Source organism: Janthinobacterium longum, assembly GCF_051380735.1.
Taxonomy (GTDB): Bacteria; Pseudomonadota; Gammaproteobacteria; order Burkholderiales; family Burkholderiaceae_D; genus Janthinobacterium.
The window spans coordinates 76,975-93,616 of sequence record NZ_JBNYXQ010000009.1 but is presented as its reverse complement, the minus strand read 5'-3'; the positions used below and the strand labels follow the sequence as shown (position 1 = coordinate 93,616).

The following is a 16,642-nucleotide window of genomic DNA, read 5'->3' as shown; positions in this document are numbered from 1 at the left end:
GACATCGTGAGCACATCATGACCTTGCGCATCCTCGCCACCGGCGGCACTTTCGACAAGCATTACAACGAATTGAACGGCACCCTGGGTTTTTCCGACAGTCATTTGCCGGCCGCCATCGCCCGTGCGCGCATGACGGCGCCGGTAGCGCTGGAGCAACTGCCGCTGCTCGACTCGCTCGACATGCAGGATGCCGACCGCCAGCGCGTGCTGGCCTCGTGCCGCGCGGCGCACGAAAAAGCCATTGTCATCATCCACGGCACCGACACCATGCGCGAAACGGCACAGGTACTGGGCGCGGCGCAGTTGCAGCAGACCATTATCCTGACGGGTGCCATGATTCCGTATGAAATCGCCAACTCCGACGCCCTGTTCAACCTGGGCTTTGCCTGCGGCGTGGCGCAAGCCCTGCCGCCCGGTGTCTACGTGGCGATGAACGGGCAGATCTTTGCCTGGGACAATGTGCAGAAAAACCGCGCCGCCGGCGTGTTCCAGCCTTTGTAGCAACGCGCTGGCGCCATGCAAAAAGGAGCCGCAGCTCCTTTTTTACGGCAAGGTTAACAGCAATGCTTACGCCTTTGCTTCGCCGCCCAGTGCCTCGACCACGTCGGCCATCAGCTTGGACAATTCACCCGTCATCAGCATCATGTCGCCGTCGAAACGTTCTTCGTCGTTCTTGGTGCTCGATTCGGTTTCCTTGATCACGTCGAGCGGCTTGATGCTCTTGATGGCCAGCGATTCGGTCAGCACGAACGAGATTTTGTCGTTCCACGTCATGGCCAGGCGCGTGCACTGCTTGCCGGCCGCGATATGGCGGCGCAGATCGTCCGCTTCCAGTGTGTGGCGCACATAGCGCACGGTGGCTTTGCTTTCGCCGGTGGCGCGCAGTTCCGTGTCCATGTCGACCGTAAAGCCGGCCGGCGCATCGTCGGCCTGCAGCCACTCCGTCATCACCGCCACCGGCGAGCGCTGCACGCGCAGGCTTTCCAGCGGCAATTTGTCGACGGCTTTGAGCAACAGCTTGATCACTTCATCGGCTTTCGCCGGGCTGGCCGCATCGACCACCAGCCAGCCATTGACCGGGTCGATCCAGGTCCACACATTGCTGCGGATGCTGAAGGCGCGCGGCAGCAGTTCGTCGGCCACGCGCTCTTTCAGTTCTTTCATGGCTTTCTTGCCCGGTGCAAAACCTTGCGCCTCTTCCATTTCAGCGGCGCGGGCCTTGGCGACCTGGTTGATGACGGTGGCAGGCAGCAGTTTCTTTTCCGTACCCAGCAGGATCAGCATCTGTTTGTTGACCACGTGTACCAGGCCGCCATTCGGGCGCGGCGTATCCCAGCCCTGGCGCATCAGGTCCATGCTGGTGGCCGGCGTAAATTTGTTCGAGGACAGAGCCTCTTCCAGCTGTTCTGGCGTGTAAGCCCACGGTGCGGGCAGGCGGTAAATCTGAAGATTCTTGAACCACATAGTTTTTGTCTTCCGGTTGTTTCGTTGGATCTGATAGGACGCCATTCTACACTTTCGACACGTTCCTGCCGTCAATAGCGTGGACTGGCGCGATGCTTTAAACAGGGTTTTGAATGGCTACAGGGCGGGGAACAGCTCGGCCTGGACCGGTGCCTGCCGGCTTGCCTGGGACGGGTCGCACAGGGTGGAAATGCGCACCCCCAGCAGGCGGATTTTCTTTTCAAACGGCACCCGCCGCAGGCAGTCGCGGGTGGCGCGCAGGATCGCCGCCGCGTCTGCCGTGGCGCTGGGCAAGGTGATATCGCGCGTGACGGTACTGAAGTCTTCGAAGCGCAATTTGATGCCCACTGTACGCCCGGCCAGCGCGTGTTTGTCGAGGTCGCCGGCCACCCGCGTACACAGGCTTTCCAGTTTTTCCGACAGCACGGCGCGGTCGCGCACCACCTGCAGGTCGCGCTCGAAGGTGGTTTCGCGGCTGACCGACTTGGTTTCGCGGCTGGTCTGCACCGGACGGTCATCGATGCCCAGCGCCGCCTGGTGCAGCCAACCCGTATAGACATCGCCGAACTGGGTGTGCAGCATGGCAACGTCCGCCTGGGCCAGTTCGCCGATGGTGACTATGCCCATCGCTTCGAGCTTGGCGGTGGCTTTCGGGCCGATGCCGTTGATTTTCTTTGCCGGCAAGGGCCACACGCGCGTGGCGATATCTTGCGGATGCAAGATCGTCAGCCCATCGGGCTTTTCCAGGTCGGAGCAGATTTTTGCCAGCAGTTTGTTCGGCGCCAGGCCGATCGAGCACGACAGGCCGGTGGCTTCGAACACGGCCGCTTTCAGCCTGGCGGCAAACGCCGGCGCGTCCTCGCCATGTTCGGTCAGGTCGATATAGATTTCATCGATGCCGACGTTCTGGATCACCGGCGCCAGGTTCGCCACTGCCTGCTTGAAGCGGGCCGAATACTCGCGATACGCTTCGAAGTCAGCCGGCAGCAAGATGGCGTCGGGCGCCAGCTTGGCCGCTTTCATGATGCCCATCGCCGAAAACACGCCAAACGCGCGCGCCGCGTAGGTCGAGGTGGTGACCACGCCGCGCCCCACATAGTCGCGCATGCGGGCGAACTGGCGCGTGCCGTCCGGCTGAAACACGGGCTGCTGCAAACGACCGCCGCCGATAACGACGGCTTCGCCGCGCAATTCAGGATACTTCAGCAGTTCCACGGAGGCGAAAAAGGCGTCCATGTCCAGGTGAGCGATCCAACGGCGCGCAGCGGGTGTTTCAGGCGATGGGCAAATGGATGCGGTCAAGGACACCTCGCGGCGGTTGGGCTTGCCGCAGCACGGTAGCGGCAAAATACTGGTCATGCATACAGTATTACCCGAAACGGCAATTCTCGCAAGTTGAAACGGACCAGCAAGATCAGCGGTTGCTTTTCTGAGTAGCAAGAATAGAATCTTGCCACAACACTACAAAGGAGTTGCCTTGTCTCGTACATCACGCTATTTCCAAACCGTCCGCCTGGCCATCAGCCTGCCGGCCCTGCTGCTGTCTACCCTGGCGCCACTGGCGATGGCGGCCGACGCACCTGTCGCCGCCAAGTCTGCCTGGCAGGAAACCCGCCACGGCACGGTCGTTACCGACGACTACCGCTGGCTGCAAAAAAAGACCGATCCCGCCGTGATCGATTACCTGAATGCGGAAAATGCCTACACGGCAGCCGTGACAGCCCCGATACAGCCACTGGCCGACAAGCTGTTTGGCGAGATCAAGGGCCGCATGCAGGAAGTGGATCTGTCGGTGCCTGTACGCATGGGCAACTTCTACTATTACACGCGCACCGAAGCGGGCAAGCAATATCCGATCAACTGCCGCCGCCTGGTCGGCGCCAACGGTGCCTATGACGCGCAAGTAACAGAAGAAATCCTGCTGGACCAGAACCAGCTGGCCGAAGGCCACGCCTTCTTTTCGGTGCGCGCGTTTGCCGTCAGCCCGAACGAACAGTTGCTGGCCTACACTACCGACACGACCGGCTTTCGCCAGTACCAGCTGCATGTCAAGGATCTGAAAACCGGCAAGCTGCTGGCAGACACCATGCCGCGCGTGACTTCGCTGGCCTGGGCGGCCAACAACGCCACCCTGATGCTGGCACAGGAAGACGCCACCACCAAGCGCTCGGACCGGTTGTTCCGCCTGGACCTGGGCGGTGCGCCGCAGCAGGTGTATCACGAGCCGGTAGAGCAGTTTGCCATCGGCATCAACCGCACGCGCGACCAGCAATTTTTCGTACTGGAGTCGCGCAGCACCGATACCACCGAAGTGCTGCTGCTGCCGACCAGCAAACCGGACGGCACCTTCGCGCCGGTGCTGAAACGCGAAAAAGGTCACCGCTACAGCGTGGAGCACCGCGATGGCCAGTTGTATATTCTCACCAACAAGGACGCAAAAAACTTCCGCATCGTCAGTGCGCCGTTGAACGCGCCACAACCGAAGAACTGGCGTCCCCTGGTGCCGCACGACAAGGGCGCAGTCATCAAGTCGCTCGATGTATTCCAGGATTACCTGGTGGTCATGGAAAAAGCGCGCGCCCTGAACCGTGCCCGTATTTATGACTTCAACAGCAAGCAGTGGAAAACGGTGAAGTTCGACGACCCGGTCTACCTTGCCAACGCGACCGGCACGCCGCAATTCAATGCGACCCAATTTCGCATGTCCTACCAGTCGCCCATCACGCCGCCGACGGTGATTGACGTCAACATGAAGGACGGCCAGCGCACGGTGCTGAAACAGCAGGAAATCGTCGGCGGCTATGACGCCAGCCGCTATGCCACCGAGCGTTTGTGGGTCAAGGCGCGCGACGGCGTACAAGTGCCGCTGTGGATCGTCTACAAGAAAGGCGTCAAGCGCGACGGCTCGGCGCCGCTGCTGCTGTATTCGTATGGTTCCTACGGCATCTCGACGGAAGCGAGCTTTGCCATCAGCCGCATCAGCCTGCTCGATCGCGGCGTGGTGTATGCCCAGGCGCATATCCGTGGCGGCACCGACATGGGCGAAGCCTGGCATGAAGACGGCATGCTGATGAAGAAGAAAAACACCTTCAACGACTTTATCGACAGCGCCGATTATCTGGTGCGTGAAAAATGGACCAGCCCGAACCGCCTGATCATCCAGGGCGGCAGCGCCGGCGGCTTGCTGATGGGCGCGGTCGTCAATATGCGCCCGGAACTGTTCCACGCAGTGCACGCGGCCGTGCCGTTTGTCGACGTGATGAACACCATGATGGACGCCAGCCTGCCCTTGACCACCGGCGAATACCTGGAATGGGGCGACCCGAACCAGAAGGCCGCCTACGACTACATGCTCAGCTATTCGCCGTATGACAATATCGCCCGCAAGGCGTATCCGGCGATGCTGGTAACCACCGGCCTGAACGACAGCCAGGTGATGTACTGGGAACCGGCCAAGTATGTGGCCAAGCTGCGCGCCTATAAAACGGACAGCAATCCACTGCTGCTGAAAACCAATATGGGCGCTGGCCATGGTGGTGCATCAGGTCGCTATGACGCCATCAAGGAAAATGCCTTCAATATGGCCTGGATGCTGTCGCAATGGGGTATCACGCAATAATCTGAAAAAAGCGCTTGCAGAACGATTTTAACCATCCTATAATAGCGCCTCTTCCAGACGTGGTGACAAACGTCGGGATAGTTTTCTGAGACAAGCAAGCTTTGGGTGCTTAGCTCAGTTGGTAGAGCGGCGCCCTTACAAGGCGTAGGTCGGGAGTTCGAGCCTCTCAGCACCCACCAAATCAGAAAACTGTCCAGTGCTTCATGGATCAGCAACACAGATCATACGAGCTTGGAGTGGTAGTTCAGTTGGTTAGAATACCGGCCTGTCACGTCGGGGGTCGCGGGTTCGAGTCCCGTCCGCTCCGCCAATAAAAGAAAAGCCCTTTGGTTCTCTGAACCGAAGGGCTTTTCCCATTGGGGGTCTGACTCCGGCACTAAAATAAAATCTGCATTTTTAGTTGCACAACCGGGAAACCGCCCTCTATAATAGTGCCTCTTCCAGACGTGGTGACAAACGTCGGGATAGTTTTCTGGGTATGCGGGTGCTTAGCTCAGTTGGTAGAGCGGCGCCCTTACAAGGCGTAGGTCGGGAGTTCGAGCCTCTCAGCACCCACCAACAATCAGAAAACTGTCCAGTGCTTCATGGATCAGCAACACAGATCATACGAGCTTGGAGTGGTAGTTCAGTTGGTTAGAATACCGGCCTGTCACGTCGGGGGTCGCGGGTTCGAGTCCCGTCCGCTCCGCCAATAAAAGAAAAGCCCTTTGGTTCGCTGAACCGAAGGGCTTTTCCCATTTCTGGGCAGCAAATGCACTAGAATCAGCGCTCACTATCACTCCCCCTCTGCACGTATGCGCTTGCCCAGCAGCACACATCCCTATATTGCACTGCGGCTGCGCCTGAGCCACCATGCTTTGCTGCAATTTGCCGCCAGCATGGCCAGTTCCATGGAAATCGTCGTGTTTCTGGCCGGCCCCGTCTTGCTGGCACTGCTGAGCATGATCGCCCTGCCCGGCTTTCTGGCCATGACCCTGCCCTGGCCGGCTGCGCTGGGCGTGCTGTGTGCGCAAGCCTTGCTCACTTGCCTGCCGGCCTGGCTGCTGCGCAAGCGATTGTTGCCCGCTGCTGTCGCCGCGTGGTTGCGCCAGTTGCCCTTGCCGCCACGCCTGCGCTGGCAAGCCGATATGGCGGTCGCGGGCCTGCTGATGCTGCCGCTGGGCATCGCTTACTTTGTTTCGGCCAGCGTCTGGCTGCTGCAGTCGCCACCATGGCTGCGCCCGATTGCCGCGCCCGGTATCGCCGCCACCGTCACCGCGTGGCTGCTGGCCTGGCTATTGTCGAGCTGCATCATGGCGCTGCGCCTGCGTACGCCACGCCCGGCGCAAAAGACACGCGCGCCCACACTGGCAGCGTATGCGTACCACCGCCCCCGCTGGCCTGCCGTATTCCTGTGGCGACAGCTGTTCTGGCTGCCCTTCTGGCGTAACGACAATGTAATTGGCATCCAGCAAAGCGTGCTGCTGGCCGGCGCGCTCGCCAGCATGCTGGCCTGGCTGTTGCGCGTGCCGCTGGTGCCGGCGCCACTGCTCGCTTTGCTGGCCAGCGCCAGCCTGATCATTGTGACGGACCGTGGCGACAAGGCCGTGCGCGAGCAGATCACCGTGCTGCGCCCTTCGCTGGACGCCTGGCCCCTGGCCAGCGCCACCGTGCTGCGCCTGGCCTGCACGGCCAGCCTGCTGCCCGCCTTTGCGGTGCTGCTCAGTGCAGCGATCTTGCTGTTTTGTATCAATCCCGCCGCCTTGCAGCAGCGCGTGACCAGCGTCTACGCCATCACTGCCTGCGTGGCCGTACTGGCCATTGTCGGCCTGACCCGCTTGACGGCGCGCACACGCGTGGCCCTGGTCGCCTTGTCCATCCTTGCCTTGAGCGCTATCGGAAGCGAATTATGGAATTGAACCTGCCTTCTCCCGTTCTGCATGTCGAGCAGCTCGATTTTCATTTCGCCACGCACAGTGTGTTCCAACGCTGCAATCTGCGATTCGGGCCCGGCATCACCTGGTTGCGCGGTGCCAATGGGGCCGGCAAAACCACTTTATTGAAACTGGCGGGCGGCGCCCTGCTGCCGGCGCGGGGCAGCATACGCCTGGACGAACTCGACAGCGCCGGCATGCCGCTGGCCTACCGCGCCCAGGCGTTTTATTGCGGTGGCGACGCGCCCGCCCTGCCCTGGCTGCAAGTACACGAATGGCTCGACCTGCACCTGGCCCTGTATCCGGGCAGCGAGCTGGCCCTGCTGAACGCCGAACTGGACGCTTTTGCCATCAGCTCGACCTTGCGGCAAAGCGTTACCGCCCTGTCGCTGGGCCAGCATAAAAAGCTGCAACTGGCACTGGCGCTGGTGTTGCCGGTGAAGCTGCTGCTGATCGATGAACCGTTCAATGGGCTGGACGCCGATGCCATGGCATATCTACGCCAGCGCCTGTCCGATCCGGCCCGTCTGGCGCGCCAGTGCATCGTGCTGACCAGCCACCTGGAGCCGCAATTGCCGCTGGCGGCCACCGTGCAGCTGTAGGCAGGCGTAAAAAAACCGGAACGGCCATGCGGCGGTTCCGGTTTTTCAAGTGCGCCAGCTTACGCTGTCATGGCTTCTTTCGAGGCCGACTCTTCCACCACTTCTTCGTCGCCCGAACGGATCAGGTGATCAAAGGCCGACAAGGCTGCCTTGGCGCCTTCGCCGGTGGCGATAATGATCTGCTTGTACGGCACCGTGGTGACGTCGCCGGCCGCAAATACGCCAGGGATCGAGGTCTGGCCACGCGCATCGACTTCGATTTCGCCGTGACGCGACAAGGCCAGCGTGCCCTTCAGCCATTCGGTGTTCGGCACCAGGCCGATCTGCACGAATACGCCTTCCAGCTCGACCTTGTTCGACGCGCCGCTGACGCGGTCCGTGTAGCTGAGGCCATTGACGATCTTGCCGTCGCCGTGGATCTCGGTGGTTTGCGCCGAGGTGATCACGGTGACGTTGGCCAGGCTGCGCAGCTTGCGTTGCAGCACCGCATCGGCGCGCAGTTCCGCGCCAAATTCGATCAGGGTCACGTGCTTGACCAGGCCGGCCAGGTCGATTGCCGCTTCCACGCCAGAATTACCGCCGCCGATCACGGCCACGCGCTTGCCCTTGAACAGCGGGCCGTCGCAGTGCGGGCAGTAGGCAACACCCTTGTTGCGGTATTCCTTCTCGCCCGGCACATTGATTTCGCGCCAGCGGGCGCCGGTTGCCAGGATCACGGTCTTCGCTTTCAAGACGGCGCCACCGGCCGTTTCAATCTCGATCAGCTTGCCGGCCGTCAGTTTCGCGGCGCGCTGGGTATTCATGATGTCGACGTCATAGGTCTTGACGTGCTGCTCCAGCGCCATGGCGAATTTCGGGCCGTCGGTTTCCTTGACCGAGATAAAGTTCTCGATCGCCATGGTGTCGAGCGTCTGGCCGCCGAAACGCTCGGCCAGCACGCCGGTGTTGATGCCCTTGCGAGCGGCGTAGATGGCGGCTGCCGCACCGGCAGGGCCACCGCCGACGATCAGCACATCGAATACGTCTTTTTTGCTCAATGCTTCAGCCTGGCGTGCGCCGGCATTGGTGTCGAGCTTGGCGAGGATTTCCTCGACATTGGTGCGGCCCTGGCCGAAATGCTGGCCGTTCAGGAACATCATCGGCACGGCCATGATCTGGCGTTCTTCGACTTCTTTCGGGAACACGCCGCCGTCAATCGTGGTGACCTTGATGCGCGGGTTGATCACCGACATGGCATTCAGGGCCTGCACCACTTCCGGGCAGTTATGGCAGGACAGCGAGATAAAGGTTTCAAATTCAAAATCGCCGTCGAGGTTGCGGATCTGTTCGATCACGGCCTCGTCGAACTTGATGGTGTGGCCGCCCACTTGCAGCAGCGCCAGCACCAGCGAGGTAAATTCATGGCCCATCGGCACACCGGCGAAACGCACGCCGATATCGGTACCGGCACGGTTGATGCTGAAGGACGGGGCGCGTACGCCAGCTTCCAGGCGCTCGACCAGCGTGATTTTGTCGCTCAACAGGACTATTTCCTGGAGCAATTCTTTCATCTCGCCAGCTTTTGCGCTGTTATCGAGAGAGGCGACCAGCTCAAGCGGATACACCACTTTTTCCAGGTAGGATTTAAGTTGGGTTTTGAGGGTTGCGTCTAACATGATTACTTTTCCTTTTACAAATATTTAGGCGAATGCCGGGCCGGACGCCCGGTCCGGCATCGCGGTAACTACTTGTTTGCTACGTCGTGCATTGAAGCTTAGATCTTGCCGACCAGGTCCAGCGATGGGGTCAGGGTCGACGCGCCTTCCGTCCATTTGGCTGGGCACACTTCGCCTGGGTGAGCGGCGACGTATTGTGCGGCTTTGACTTTGCGCAGCAGTTCCGACGCGTCACGGCCGATGCCGTTGTCATGCACTTCCATCACTTTGATAAAGCCGTCAGGATTGATGACGAAGGTACCGCGCAGTGCCATGCCTTCTTCTTCGATCATGACTTCAAAGTTGCGCGACAGGGTGCCGGTCGGGTCGCCGATCAGTGCGTATTGCACTTTCTTGATCGCGTCCGAGGTGTCGTGCCATGCTTTGTGCGCAAAGTGCGAATCGGTCGAAACGCCATACACTTCGACGCCCATTTGCTGGAACGTGGCGTGGTGATCGGCCAGGTCTTCCAGTTCGGTTGGGCAAACAAAGGTGAAATCGGCTGGGTAGAACATGAAGATCGACCACTTGCCTTTCAGGGACTCTTCCGTCAGGTCGACGAATTTGCCGTTGTGGTATGCGGTTGCCTTGAATGGTTTAACTTGGGTATTGATAATCGACATGGTCATTTCCTCTCGGGGTTGTGAATCAGTAAGACCCTAGTGTATAGGGTTTTGGCTCATATTCAAAATTGATTGTTACAATAGATTCAATTGCTTTTGACTATCGTAACAGTATGAGAACCCCATCACAGGCAGTTCCCATTGGCTTGAAAGTGCTTAGTTTTTCAGCGAGTCCGGCACCTTGCCGCCATTTTCGGCCAGCTTGATCATCACCTGGCGGTGCAGCCAGATGTTCATGCTGGCCGAGTCATTGGTATCGCCCGTGAAATGCAGTTCCTGCGCCAGTTCCTTGCGAGAGGCCAGGCTGCTGTCGAGCTGCAGCAGTTTCAGCAGATCGACAATCGACGTACGCCAGTTGAGCTTTTCCGCGTTTTTCTCGGCCAGGCTGGTCAGCACGGCTTCCACGTCGACAACTTCTGCCGGCGCAGCCGGGGCGGACGCAGGGGCAGCCGGTGCTGCAGGAGCGGCAGGAGCGGCAGGAGCGGCCGGGGTGGCGGCTTCGCCATGATGAAAGATCTTGTTGTAGATATTGGTAAAAATGCCCATGTATGCACCTCTTTGGTCAGTGGATGGAAGTATCGTTGGAGAACCAGCCAGGCGAGTATAAGCCGGGAATGACAACGCACGGCGTCCCGCTGGCCAGGTATCAGCTGGCGGCGGGAGACGCGGGTTTCAAGGGAGAGATGTCACCATGGGCATGGCGGCGCGGGGTGCAGGCAGGTGATGATGGTCAGAAGACCACGCCGGCAACCAGGATCACATTCGCGTACGGGCTGCATTCGCCGGTGCGCACGATGGCGCGCGCGCGTTTGCTCAGTTGCTTGAATTCTTCATGCGACAGCGCGCGCGCGTCCGGCAGGCCCAGCGCCGCCACTTGCGCGGCAATCGCCGGGTTATGGTGCGGCAATTCGGTAGCGAGGAAATGGTGTTCTACCTGCATTTCACTGAGCACGGTTTTCACCGTGTCGATAAAGCCGGGTATGCCATGCGTCAGGGCCAGGTCGATCAGGGGCACGCCGGGCTGCGATGGCAGGCCGGCGTCGCCGATAACGACCATGTCGCCATGGCCCAGCGAGGCGACCAGTTGCGACAGGGCGATATTGAGCAGCGGTGATTTTTTCATGTGAGCGCTTAAAACAGTTCGTGCAAATGGGGGATCGAGGTCTGCGCACCGGGCTTGGTGACGCTCCAGGCGGCGGCACGCTGGCCTTGTGCAATCGCTTCGGCTTCGTCCAGGCCGGACGCGAGACCGGCCACAAAGCCGCCGATAAAGGTGTCGCCAGCGGCCGTGGTGTCGACTGCCTGCACTGCTTGCGCGGGGAAGTCAAAGTCGCCGCCATACAGCGCCGCATGCACGCCCTTGGCGCCCAGCGTGATGATGATATTGTCGCTGCCCTGTTTCTGCAGTGCGGCGGCCAGCGCTTTCACGTCGTTGGCGTCGACCCCGGCGCCAGCCAGCATGGCCGCTTCGATTTCGTTCGGGATCAGATAATCCACCAGCGCCAGCACATCGGCGGGCACACGGGCGGCCGGCGCCGGGTTCAGCACCACGGTCTTGCCCAGCGAGCGCGCCAGCCTGATGGCGTGCACCACGGTCTCCATCGGCACTTCCAGTTGCAGCACCACGATGTCGGACTGTTCGATCAGTTCCTTGGCCGCATCGATATGCGCGGGGCTCAGGCAGTCGTTGGCGCCGCCGGCCAGCACGATGCTGTTCTGGCCGTTGTCGTCGACCAGGATCGAGGCGATGCCCGAGGCCACACCCGGCATGGTCGTCAAGTGGCGGTCGATGATGCCGTCAGCCACCAGCGCGGCGCGCAGGGTGGCGCCGAATTCGTCGTCGCCGACGCAGGCCACCATCGCCACCTGCTGGCCACCGGCGGCAACCTTGCCGCTCATGCGCGCGCAGGCCACAGCCTGGTTGGCGCCTTTGCCGCCGGGAATGGTACGGAAGGCGCCGCCTGTCAGGGTTTCGCCGGGAAGCGGCATGCGCGGCACGCGCAAGACCAGGTCCATGTTAATGCTGCCAATAACCACGATCATGGTGTCATCCCATCAGTTCAGTAAAAGGTGAAGTCAAAGCAAGGTCGCCGGACGAACCGCGCACATGCAGCTCGGGCGCCACGCTGCGTTGCTGGCGCGGCAGGTCAGGGTTGGCGATGCGCGCCAGCAGGCAGGCGGCCGTGATATGGCCCAGCTCGCGCGTATTTTGCGCCACGCTGGTCAACGGTGGATGCACGAAGCTGGCCAGGTCAATATCGTCAAAGCCCACCACGGCCAGCTGGCCTGGTACGGCAATGCCCAGTTCGGCAGCAGCGCGCAGGGCACCAAACGCCATCAAATCATTGCAGCAGAACAGCGCGTCGGGGCGCTGGGTGGCAGGCAGCGCCAGCAGTGCCAGAGCGGCCGCATAGCCGCCGGCGCTGGAAAAGTCGCCATGGCGGCACAGTGCGGCATCGAACACCACGCCGGCGTCCTGCAGGGCGCTGCGCACGCCGTCGATGCGTTCATTCGAAATACCGACCTCCCGCGGGCCAGCGATGCAGGCGATGCGACGCCGCCCCAGGCCCAGCAGGTGGCGCGCGGCCAGGAGGCCGCCAGCACGGTTGTCTACCGCCACCGCATCGAGCGACAGGTCGCATGGCGCGCGGTCGAGCAGCACGGCCGGCACCTTCATTTTATGCAGCAATTCGCCGTCGCGATCGGCCAGGGCAGACAGAATCAACCCGTCGCAGCGCTTGGTCAGCAGCACGTTCAGATACTCGCGCTGCTTGATCGGATCATCATCGGAATTGCACAGGATCACACTGTAGCCGGCCGCATAGCAGCTGTCTTCGATGCCGCGCGCCACTTCCGAAAAATACGGATTGGTATTGTTGGGAATGATCAGGCCGATGGTGCCGGTGCTGCGGCATTTGAGCGCACGCGCCAGTGCGCTGGGCACGTAATGCAGTTGCTCGACCGCCGCCAGCACGGCCGCACGCGCCTCGTCACTGACGGGGCGCGTGTTGTTGAGCACATGCGAGACGGTGGTAAACGACACCCCGGCCACCTGCGCTACCTGTTTGATGGTCGCCATGGACTGGAATTCAAGCGCGTTCGCCGCGGCGACGATAGGTGTCGAGTACCACGGCGGCGACGATCACCAGGCCGGTGACGATGCGCTTTACCGGTTCCGATACGCCCACTTGCGCCAGGCCCGCTTCCAGTACGGAAATAATCAACACGCCGATAAAGGTGCTGATCACGGAGCCACGGCCACCCATCAGGCTGGTGCCGCCAATCACCACGGCGGCAATCACCTGCAGTTCCATGCCAACGCCGCCGTTCGGATCGGCCGCTTCCAGGCGCGATACCTGGAACAAGGCGCCGACACCGGCCAGCAGGCCCATCAGTGCGAACACCAACACTTTCGACGGCTTCGGATTGATGCCCGACAGGCGCACCGCTTCTTCATTGGTGCCAATGCCGATCCAGTGGCGGCCCAGCACGGTGCGCGTCAGTACCAGATGGCCGATCACGACAATGGCGATCGAGGCGATAAACGCTGGCGACAGGCCGAACGCGATCGGCGAGCTGATGCCTTCGACGGCGCTGCCGATATATTCGGTGCGCGAATTGGTCACCTGGTAGGCCAGGCCGCGCGCCATTTCCAGCACGCCCAGCGAGACGATAAACGAGGGGATGCGCCAGCCGACCGAAATCAGGCCGGTAATCGCGCCGCAGGTGCCGGCCACCAGCATGCCCAGCAGCGCCGCGCTCCACACGGGCCAGCCCCAGTGCACCACCGCCAGCGACAGGACGGAGGCGGCCAGCGCCATCACGGAGCCGACCGACAGGTCGATGCCGCCGATAATCAAAATAAACGTCATGCCGACCGCCATTACCACCAGGGTGGGAATATTGTTCGACAGGGTGCTGAGGGTGGCCAGGGTAAAGAAGTTTTCGCTGGCAAACGAGAACAGCACGCACATGGCCACCAGCGCGCCGATCAGGCCCGCATAGTTTTTCAGGTCGGCCAGGCTGCGTTGCAGATACGAAGGAGAAGTAGGTGTCGTCATGGAAAGCTTTCCGGCGGCATCAAGCCGCAGCGGGGGTGGAAGGAGTGTTCATATAGCCGGAGAACGCCGCCGACAGCAGCGCGTCCTGGCTCCAGGCGCCGCGCTCGAAGGTGTCGACAATCTTGCCGGCGCTCATCACGGCGATGCGGTCGCAGATCAGCATCAGTTCACGCAGGTCGCTCGAGACAATGACCAGGCCCTTGCCCTGGCGCGCCTGTTCGGCCAGCACCTGGTAGATGTCGAACTTGGCACCGATATCGATGCCGCGCGTCGGCTCGTCAAACAGCATCACGGGGCAGTCGCGGTACAGCCAGCGCCCGATCACCACTTTTTGCTGGTTGCCGCCCGACAGTTCGCCGACCGGCTGCTGGCTGTTGCGCGAACGCACGCCGAGCTGGCCGATATAGTCGTTGGCCACGGCCGCTTCGGCGCCGTGGTCCATCCAGCCTCCACGGTTGACGGTGTCAAGCGAAGCCAGGGTGGTGTTGATGGCGATCGACTGGCGCAGCAGCAGGCCCTGGCCCTTGCGGTCTTCGGTGATCATGGCGATGCCGGCCTTCACGGCGGCCTGCGGCGAGCCGAGCACGGCCGGCGTTTCGCTGTCACCAAGGAACACCTGGCCGGCGTCGGCGCGGTCGGCGCCAAAGATCAGGCGCAGCAATTCCGTGCGGCCCGAACCGATCAGGCCGGCGATACCGAGGATTTCGCCGGCGCGCAGGTCGAACGACGTGGGATGCACCACATTGCCACGCGCCAGGCCACGCACGCGCAGCAGCGGCGCCCCTAAGGTGCGCCCGCTGAGGTCGATTTCGTCGTCAGCCGAGCGGCCCACCATCAGGCCCACCAGGTCGGCGGCGGAATGGCCGGCGATATCATCGTCGCACACCAGCTGGCCGTCGCGCAGCACGGCGATGCGGTCGGCCACGCGCTTGAGCTCTTCCAGGCGGTGCGAAATATAGATGATGGCCACGCCTTCGGCCTTCAGGCGTTCAATCTGCAGGAACAGCAGCTCGACTTCGCGGTGCGTCAGCATGGCGGTCGGCTCATCGAGCACCAGCAAGCGGCAGGTACCGATCAGGTTGCGTGCGATTTCAATCATCTGCTGGTGGCCGATGCCCAGTTCGCCCACCAGGGTCCATGGGTCGAGCGCGCCCAGGCCGACTTTTTCCATCTGCTCGCGCGCATCGCGCTCGAGGCGGCCACGGTCGATCCAGCCGAAACGCTGCGGCAAATTCTTCAGGTACAGGTTTTCGGCGATCGACAGGGTCGGAATCAGATTGAGTTCCTGCATCACCATGCGGATGCCCAGCGCTTCGGCGGCGCCGCGCGAGGCCGGCTGGTACGGTTTGCCATCGAGCAACATAGTGCCCGTGGTGGCTTGCTCCAAGCCGCAGACGATCTTCGACAGCGTGCTCTTGCCAGCGCCGTTTTCGCCCGTCAGCGCCAGTACCTGGCCGGGAATGAAACGCAGGGCCACGCCACCGAGCACGGGCCCCACATAGGACTTGCCGATATTATCGAGCGTGAGCAAAGGGGTGGCGGCAGAGGACGCCGCAGGGATGTCGGTAGGCATGAAAGCTCCGCGTAAAAGGACAAACGGGGCTGGCGCCTGCCATTGCGGCACACGCCAGCCCCGGCGGGATCAGACGATCAGGACTTGGCGCCCTTGGCGACCAGTTCCACCTTGGTTTCGATGGTGCCGCCCAATTCGGCCTGCTTTTTCTTCTCAGCAATGGCTTTCAGCACGGCTTCGATACCGAATACGGCTTGCTGCGAACCGAACTGGTCGGCGGTCGCCAGCACGCGGCCGTCGGCCAGCATCGGCTTGATGGCGTTGATGTTGTCGTAACCGACGACCTTCACCTTGCCGGTCTTGCCGGCGGCCTTGATGGCCGACACGGCGCCGATGGCCATGTTGTCATTGCCGGCCAGGATGGCGGTAATGTTCGGGTTGGCGTTCAGCATGGCGGCGGCCACCGTGTTGGCAGGTGCGATTTCCCACTGGCCCGACTGGACGCTGACGACTTTCGCGCCGGCGCTGGCCATCGCGTCCTGGAAGCCCAGGGTACGCTGCTGCGCGTTGTAGGTGGTCGACACGCCTTCGATGATGGCAACCTGGTCGCCCTTCTTGATCTGCTTGGCCAGGTAGTCGCCGACCAGCTTGGCGCCCTTGCGATTGTCCGGGCCGACGAACGGTACCGAGATGCCCTTTTCTTTCAGGGCGGCATCGTCGAGCTTGTTGTCGATATTGACCACCAGGATACCGGCGTCTACCGCCTTCTTCAGCACCGGCACCAGCGCTTTCGAGTCGGCCGGGGCGATTACCAGGGCGTTCACGCGCGAGACGATCATCTGCTCGACCAGCTTGATCTGGCTGGAAGTATCGGTTTCGTCCTTGATGCCGTTCGACAGCAGGTCGTACTTGGCGGCGTTGGCTTTCTGGTGCGCCTTGGCGCCGTTTTCCATGGTCAGGAAAAATTCGTTGGCGAGCGACTTCATCACCAGTGCAACCTTCGGCTTGGCAGCCGTCTGCGCCATCGCGGGCAGGGCAGGCAGGGCGCACACGAAAGCGGCGGCGGCGATCATTTTGAGGCGAATACGGGATGTCATGGCAGTCTCCAGGGTATGGTTGGGCAAGCACGTCTGAGCAATGCTTTTTTGTAA

The 16,642-nt window shown here is 61.6% G+C and carries 15 protein-coding genes and 4 tRNA genes; 8 read left to right on the top strand and 11 right to left on the bottom strand.

What is annotated here, in order from left to right:
- The first annotated feature begins 17 nt into the window (after window positions 1-17).
- Window positions 18-503: an asparaginase domain-containing protein gene (locus tag ACQ4WM_RS20230; protein WP_065306114.1), complete on the top strand. Its 486-nt coding sequence runs from the start codon at window positions 18-20 to the stop codon at window positions 501-503.
- Between the two features lie 66 nt (window positions 504-569).
- On the opposite strand, the gene ACQ4WM_RS20225 is transcribed toward ACQ4WM_RS20230, so the two are convergent.
- Both ACQ4WM_RS20225 and dinB read right to left on the bottom strand, forming a co-directional pair.
- Entirely contained in the window at window positions 570-1,466 is an 897-nt protein-coding gene (locus tag ACQ4WM_RS20225) for a recombination-associated protein RdgC (protein WP_436548448.1), read from the bottom strand.
- A gap of 117 nt (window positions 1,467-1,583) precedes the next feature.
- On the bottom strand, window positions 1,584-2,825 hold the full coding sequence (dinB, locus tag ACQ4WM_RS20220) for a DNA polymerase IV (RefSeq protein WP_436548447.1): 1,242 nt from the start codon (window positions 2,823-2,825) through the stop codon (window positions 1,584-1,586).
- Between the two features lie 118 nt (window positions 2,826-2,943).
- On the opposite strand from dinB, the gene ACQ4WM_RS20215 reads away from it, so the two are divergent.
- The 7 genes from ACQ4WM_RS20215 to ACQ4WM_RS20185 all read left to right on the top strand — a co-directional run bounded on the left by ACQ4WM_RS20215 (window position 2,944) and on the right by ACQ4WM_RS20185 (window position 7,600).
- Entirely contained in the window at window positions 2,944-5,085 is a 2,142-nt protein-coding gene (locus ACQ4WM_RS20215) for a S9 family peptidase (RefSeq protein ID WP_436548446.1), read from the top strand.
- Between the two features lie 103 nt (window positions 5,086-5,188).
- Window positions 5,189-5,264: transfer RNA gene (locus tag ACQ4WM_RS20210), tRNA-Val, on the top strand.
- Window positions 5,265-5,318: 54 nt separating this feature from the next.
- Window positions 5,319-5,395: transfer RNA gene (locus ACQ4WM_RS20205), tRNA-Asp, on the top strand.
- 172 nt (window positions 5,396-5,567) lie between these two features.
- A tRNA-Val gene (locus ACQ4WM_RS20200) sits at window positions 5,568-5,643 on the top strand.
- Window positions 5,644-5,699: 56 nt separating this feature from the next.
- Window positions 5,700-5,776 (top strand) — tRNA-Asp (locus ACQ4WM_RS20195).
- A gap of 109 nt (window positions 5,777-5,885) precedes the next feature.
- Entirely contained in the window at window positions 5,886-6,983 is a 1,098-nt protein-coding gene (locus ACQ4WM_RS20190; protein ID WP_436548445.1) for a hypothetical protein, read from the top strand.
- Window positions 6,974-7,600, top strand: coding sequence for an ABC transporter ATP-binding protein (locus ACQ4WM_RS20185; RefSeq protein ID WP_436548444.1), 627 nt, complete (start codon window positions 6,974-6,976; stop codon window positions 7,598-7,600). Before ACQ4WM_RS20190 ends, ACQ4WM_RS20185 begins: the two co-directional genes overlap by 10 nt.
- 59 nt (window positions 7,601-7,659) lie before the next feature.
- Here ACQ4WM_RS20185 and ahpF read toward each other — a convergent pair whose 3' ends face one another.
- The 9 genes from ahpF to ACQ4WM_RS20140 all read right to left on the bottom strand — a co-directional run bounded on the left by ahpF (window position 7,660) and on the right by ACQ4WM_RS20140 (window position 16,588).
- Complete coding sequence (ahpF, locus tag ACQ4WM_RS20180; RefSeq protein WP_436548443.1) at window positions 7,660-9,255, bottom strand: alkyl hydroperoxide reductase subunit F; 1,596 nt, start codon at window positions 9,253-9,255, stop codon at window positions 7,660-7,662.
- Window positions 9,256-9,353: 98 nt separating this feature from the next.
- The gene (gene ahpC / locus ACQ4WM_RS20175) at window positions 9,354-9,917 is read right to left on the bottom strand and encodes an alkyl hydroperoxide reductase subunit C (protein ID WP_436548442.1); all 564 of its coding nucleotides are present in this window, start codon (window positions 9,915-9,917) and stop codon (window positions 9,354-9,356) included.
- Window positions 9,918-10,073: 156 nt separating this feature from the next.
- On the bottom strand, window positions 10,074-10,463 hold the full coding sequence (locus tag ACQ4WM_RS20170; RefSeq protein ID WP_436548441.1) for a DUF3597 domain-containing protein: 390 nt from the start codon (window positions 10,461-10,463) through the stop codon (window positions 10,074-10,076).
- A 184-nt stretch (window positions 10,464-10,647) separates the two neighbouring features.
- Window positions 10,648-11,040: a D-ribose pyranase gene (gene rbsD, locus ACQ4WM_RS20165; protein ID WP_436548440.1), complete on the bottom strand. Its 393-nt coding sequence runs from the start codon at window positions 11,038-11,040 to the stop codon at window positions 10,648-10,650.
- 8 nt (window positions 11,041-11,048) lie between these two features.
- On the bottom strand, window positions 11,049-11,960 hold the full coding sequence (gene rbsK, locus ACQ4WM_RS20160; protein ID WP_436548439.1) for a ribokinase: 912 nt from the start codon (window positions 11,958-11,960) through the stop codon (window positions 11,049-11,051).
- Between the two features lie 4 nt (window positions 11,961-11,964).
- Complete coding sequence (locus ACQ4WM_RS20155) at window positions 11,965-12,996, bottom strand: LacI family DNA-binding transcriptional regulator (RefSeq protein ID WP_436548438.1); 1,032 nt, start codon at window positions 12,994-12,996, stop codon at window positions 11,965-11,967.
- A 10-nt stretch (window positions 12,997-13,006) separates the two neighbouring features.
- Window positions 13,007-13,978 (bottom strand): ABC transporter permease, encoded by a 972-nt coding sequence (locus tag ACQ4WM_RS20150; RefSeq protein ID WP_436548437.1) that lies wholly within the window; start codon window positions 13,976-13,978, stop codon window positions 13,007-13,009.
- 19 nt (window positions 13,979-13,997) lie between these two features.
- The gene (locus ACQ4WM_RS20145; protein WP_436548436.1) at window positions 13,998-15,551 is read right to left on the bottom strand and encodes a sugar ABC transporter ATP-binding protein; all 1,554 of its coding nucleotides are present in this window, start codon (window positions 15,549-15,551) and stop codon (window positions 13,998-14,000) included.
- Window positions 15,552-15,628: 77 nt separating this feature from the next.
- Window positions 15,629-16,588, bottom strand: a complete 960-nt coding sequence (locus ACQ4WM_RS20140; protein WP_436548435.1) for a sugar ABC transporter substrate-binding protein — start codon at window positions 16,586-16,588, stop codon at window positions 15,629-15,631.
- Between the last annotated feature and the right edge of the window lie 54 nt (window positions 16,589-16,642).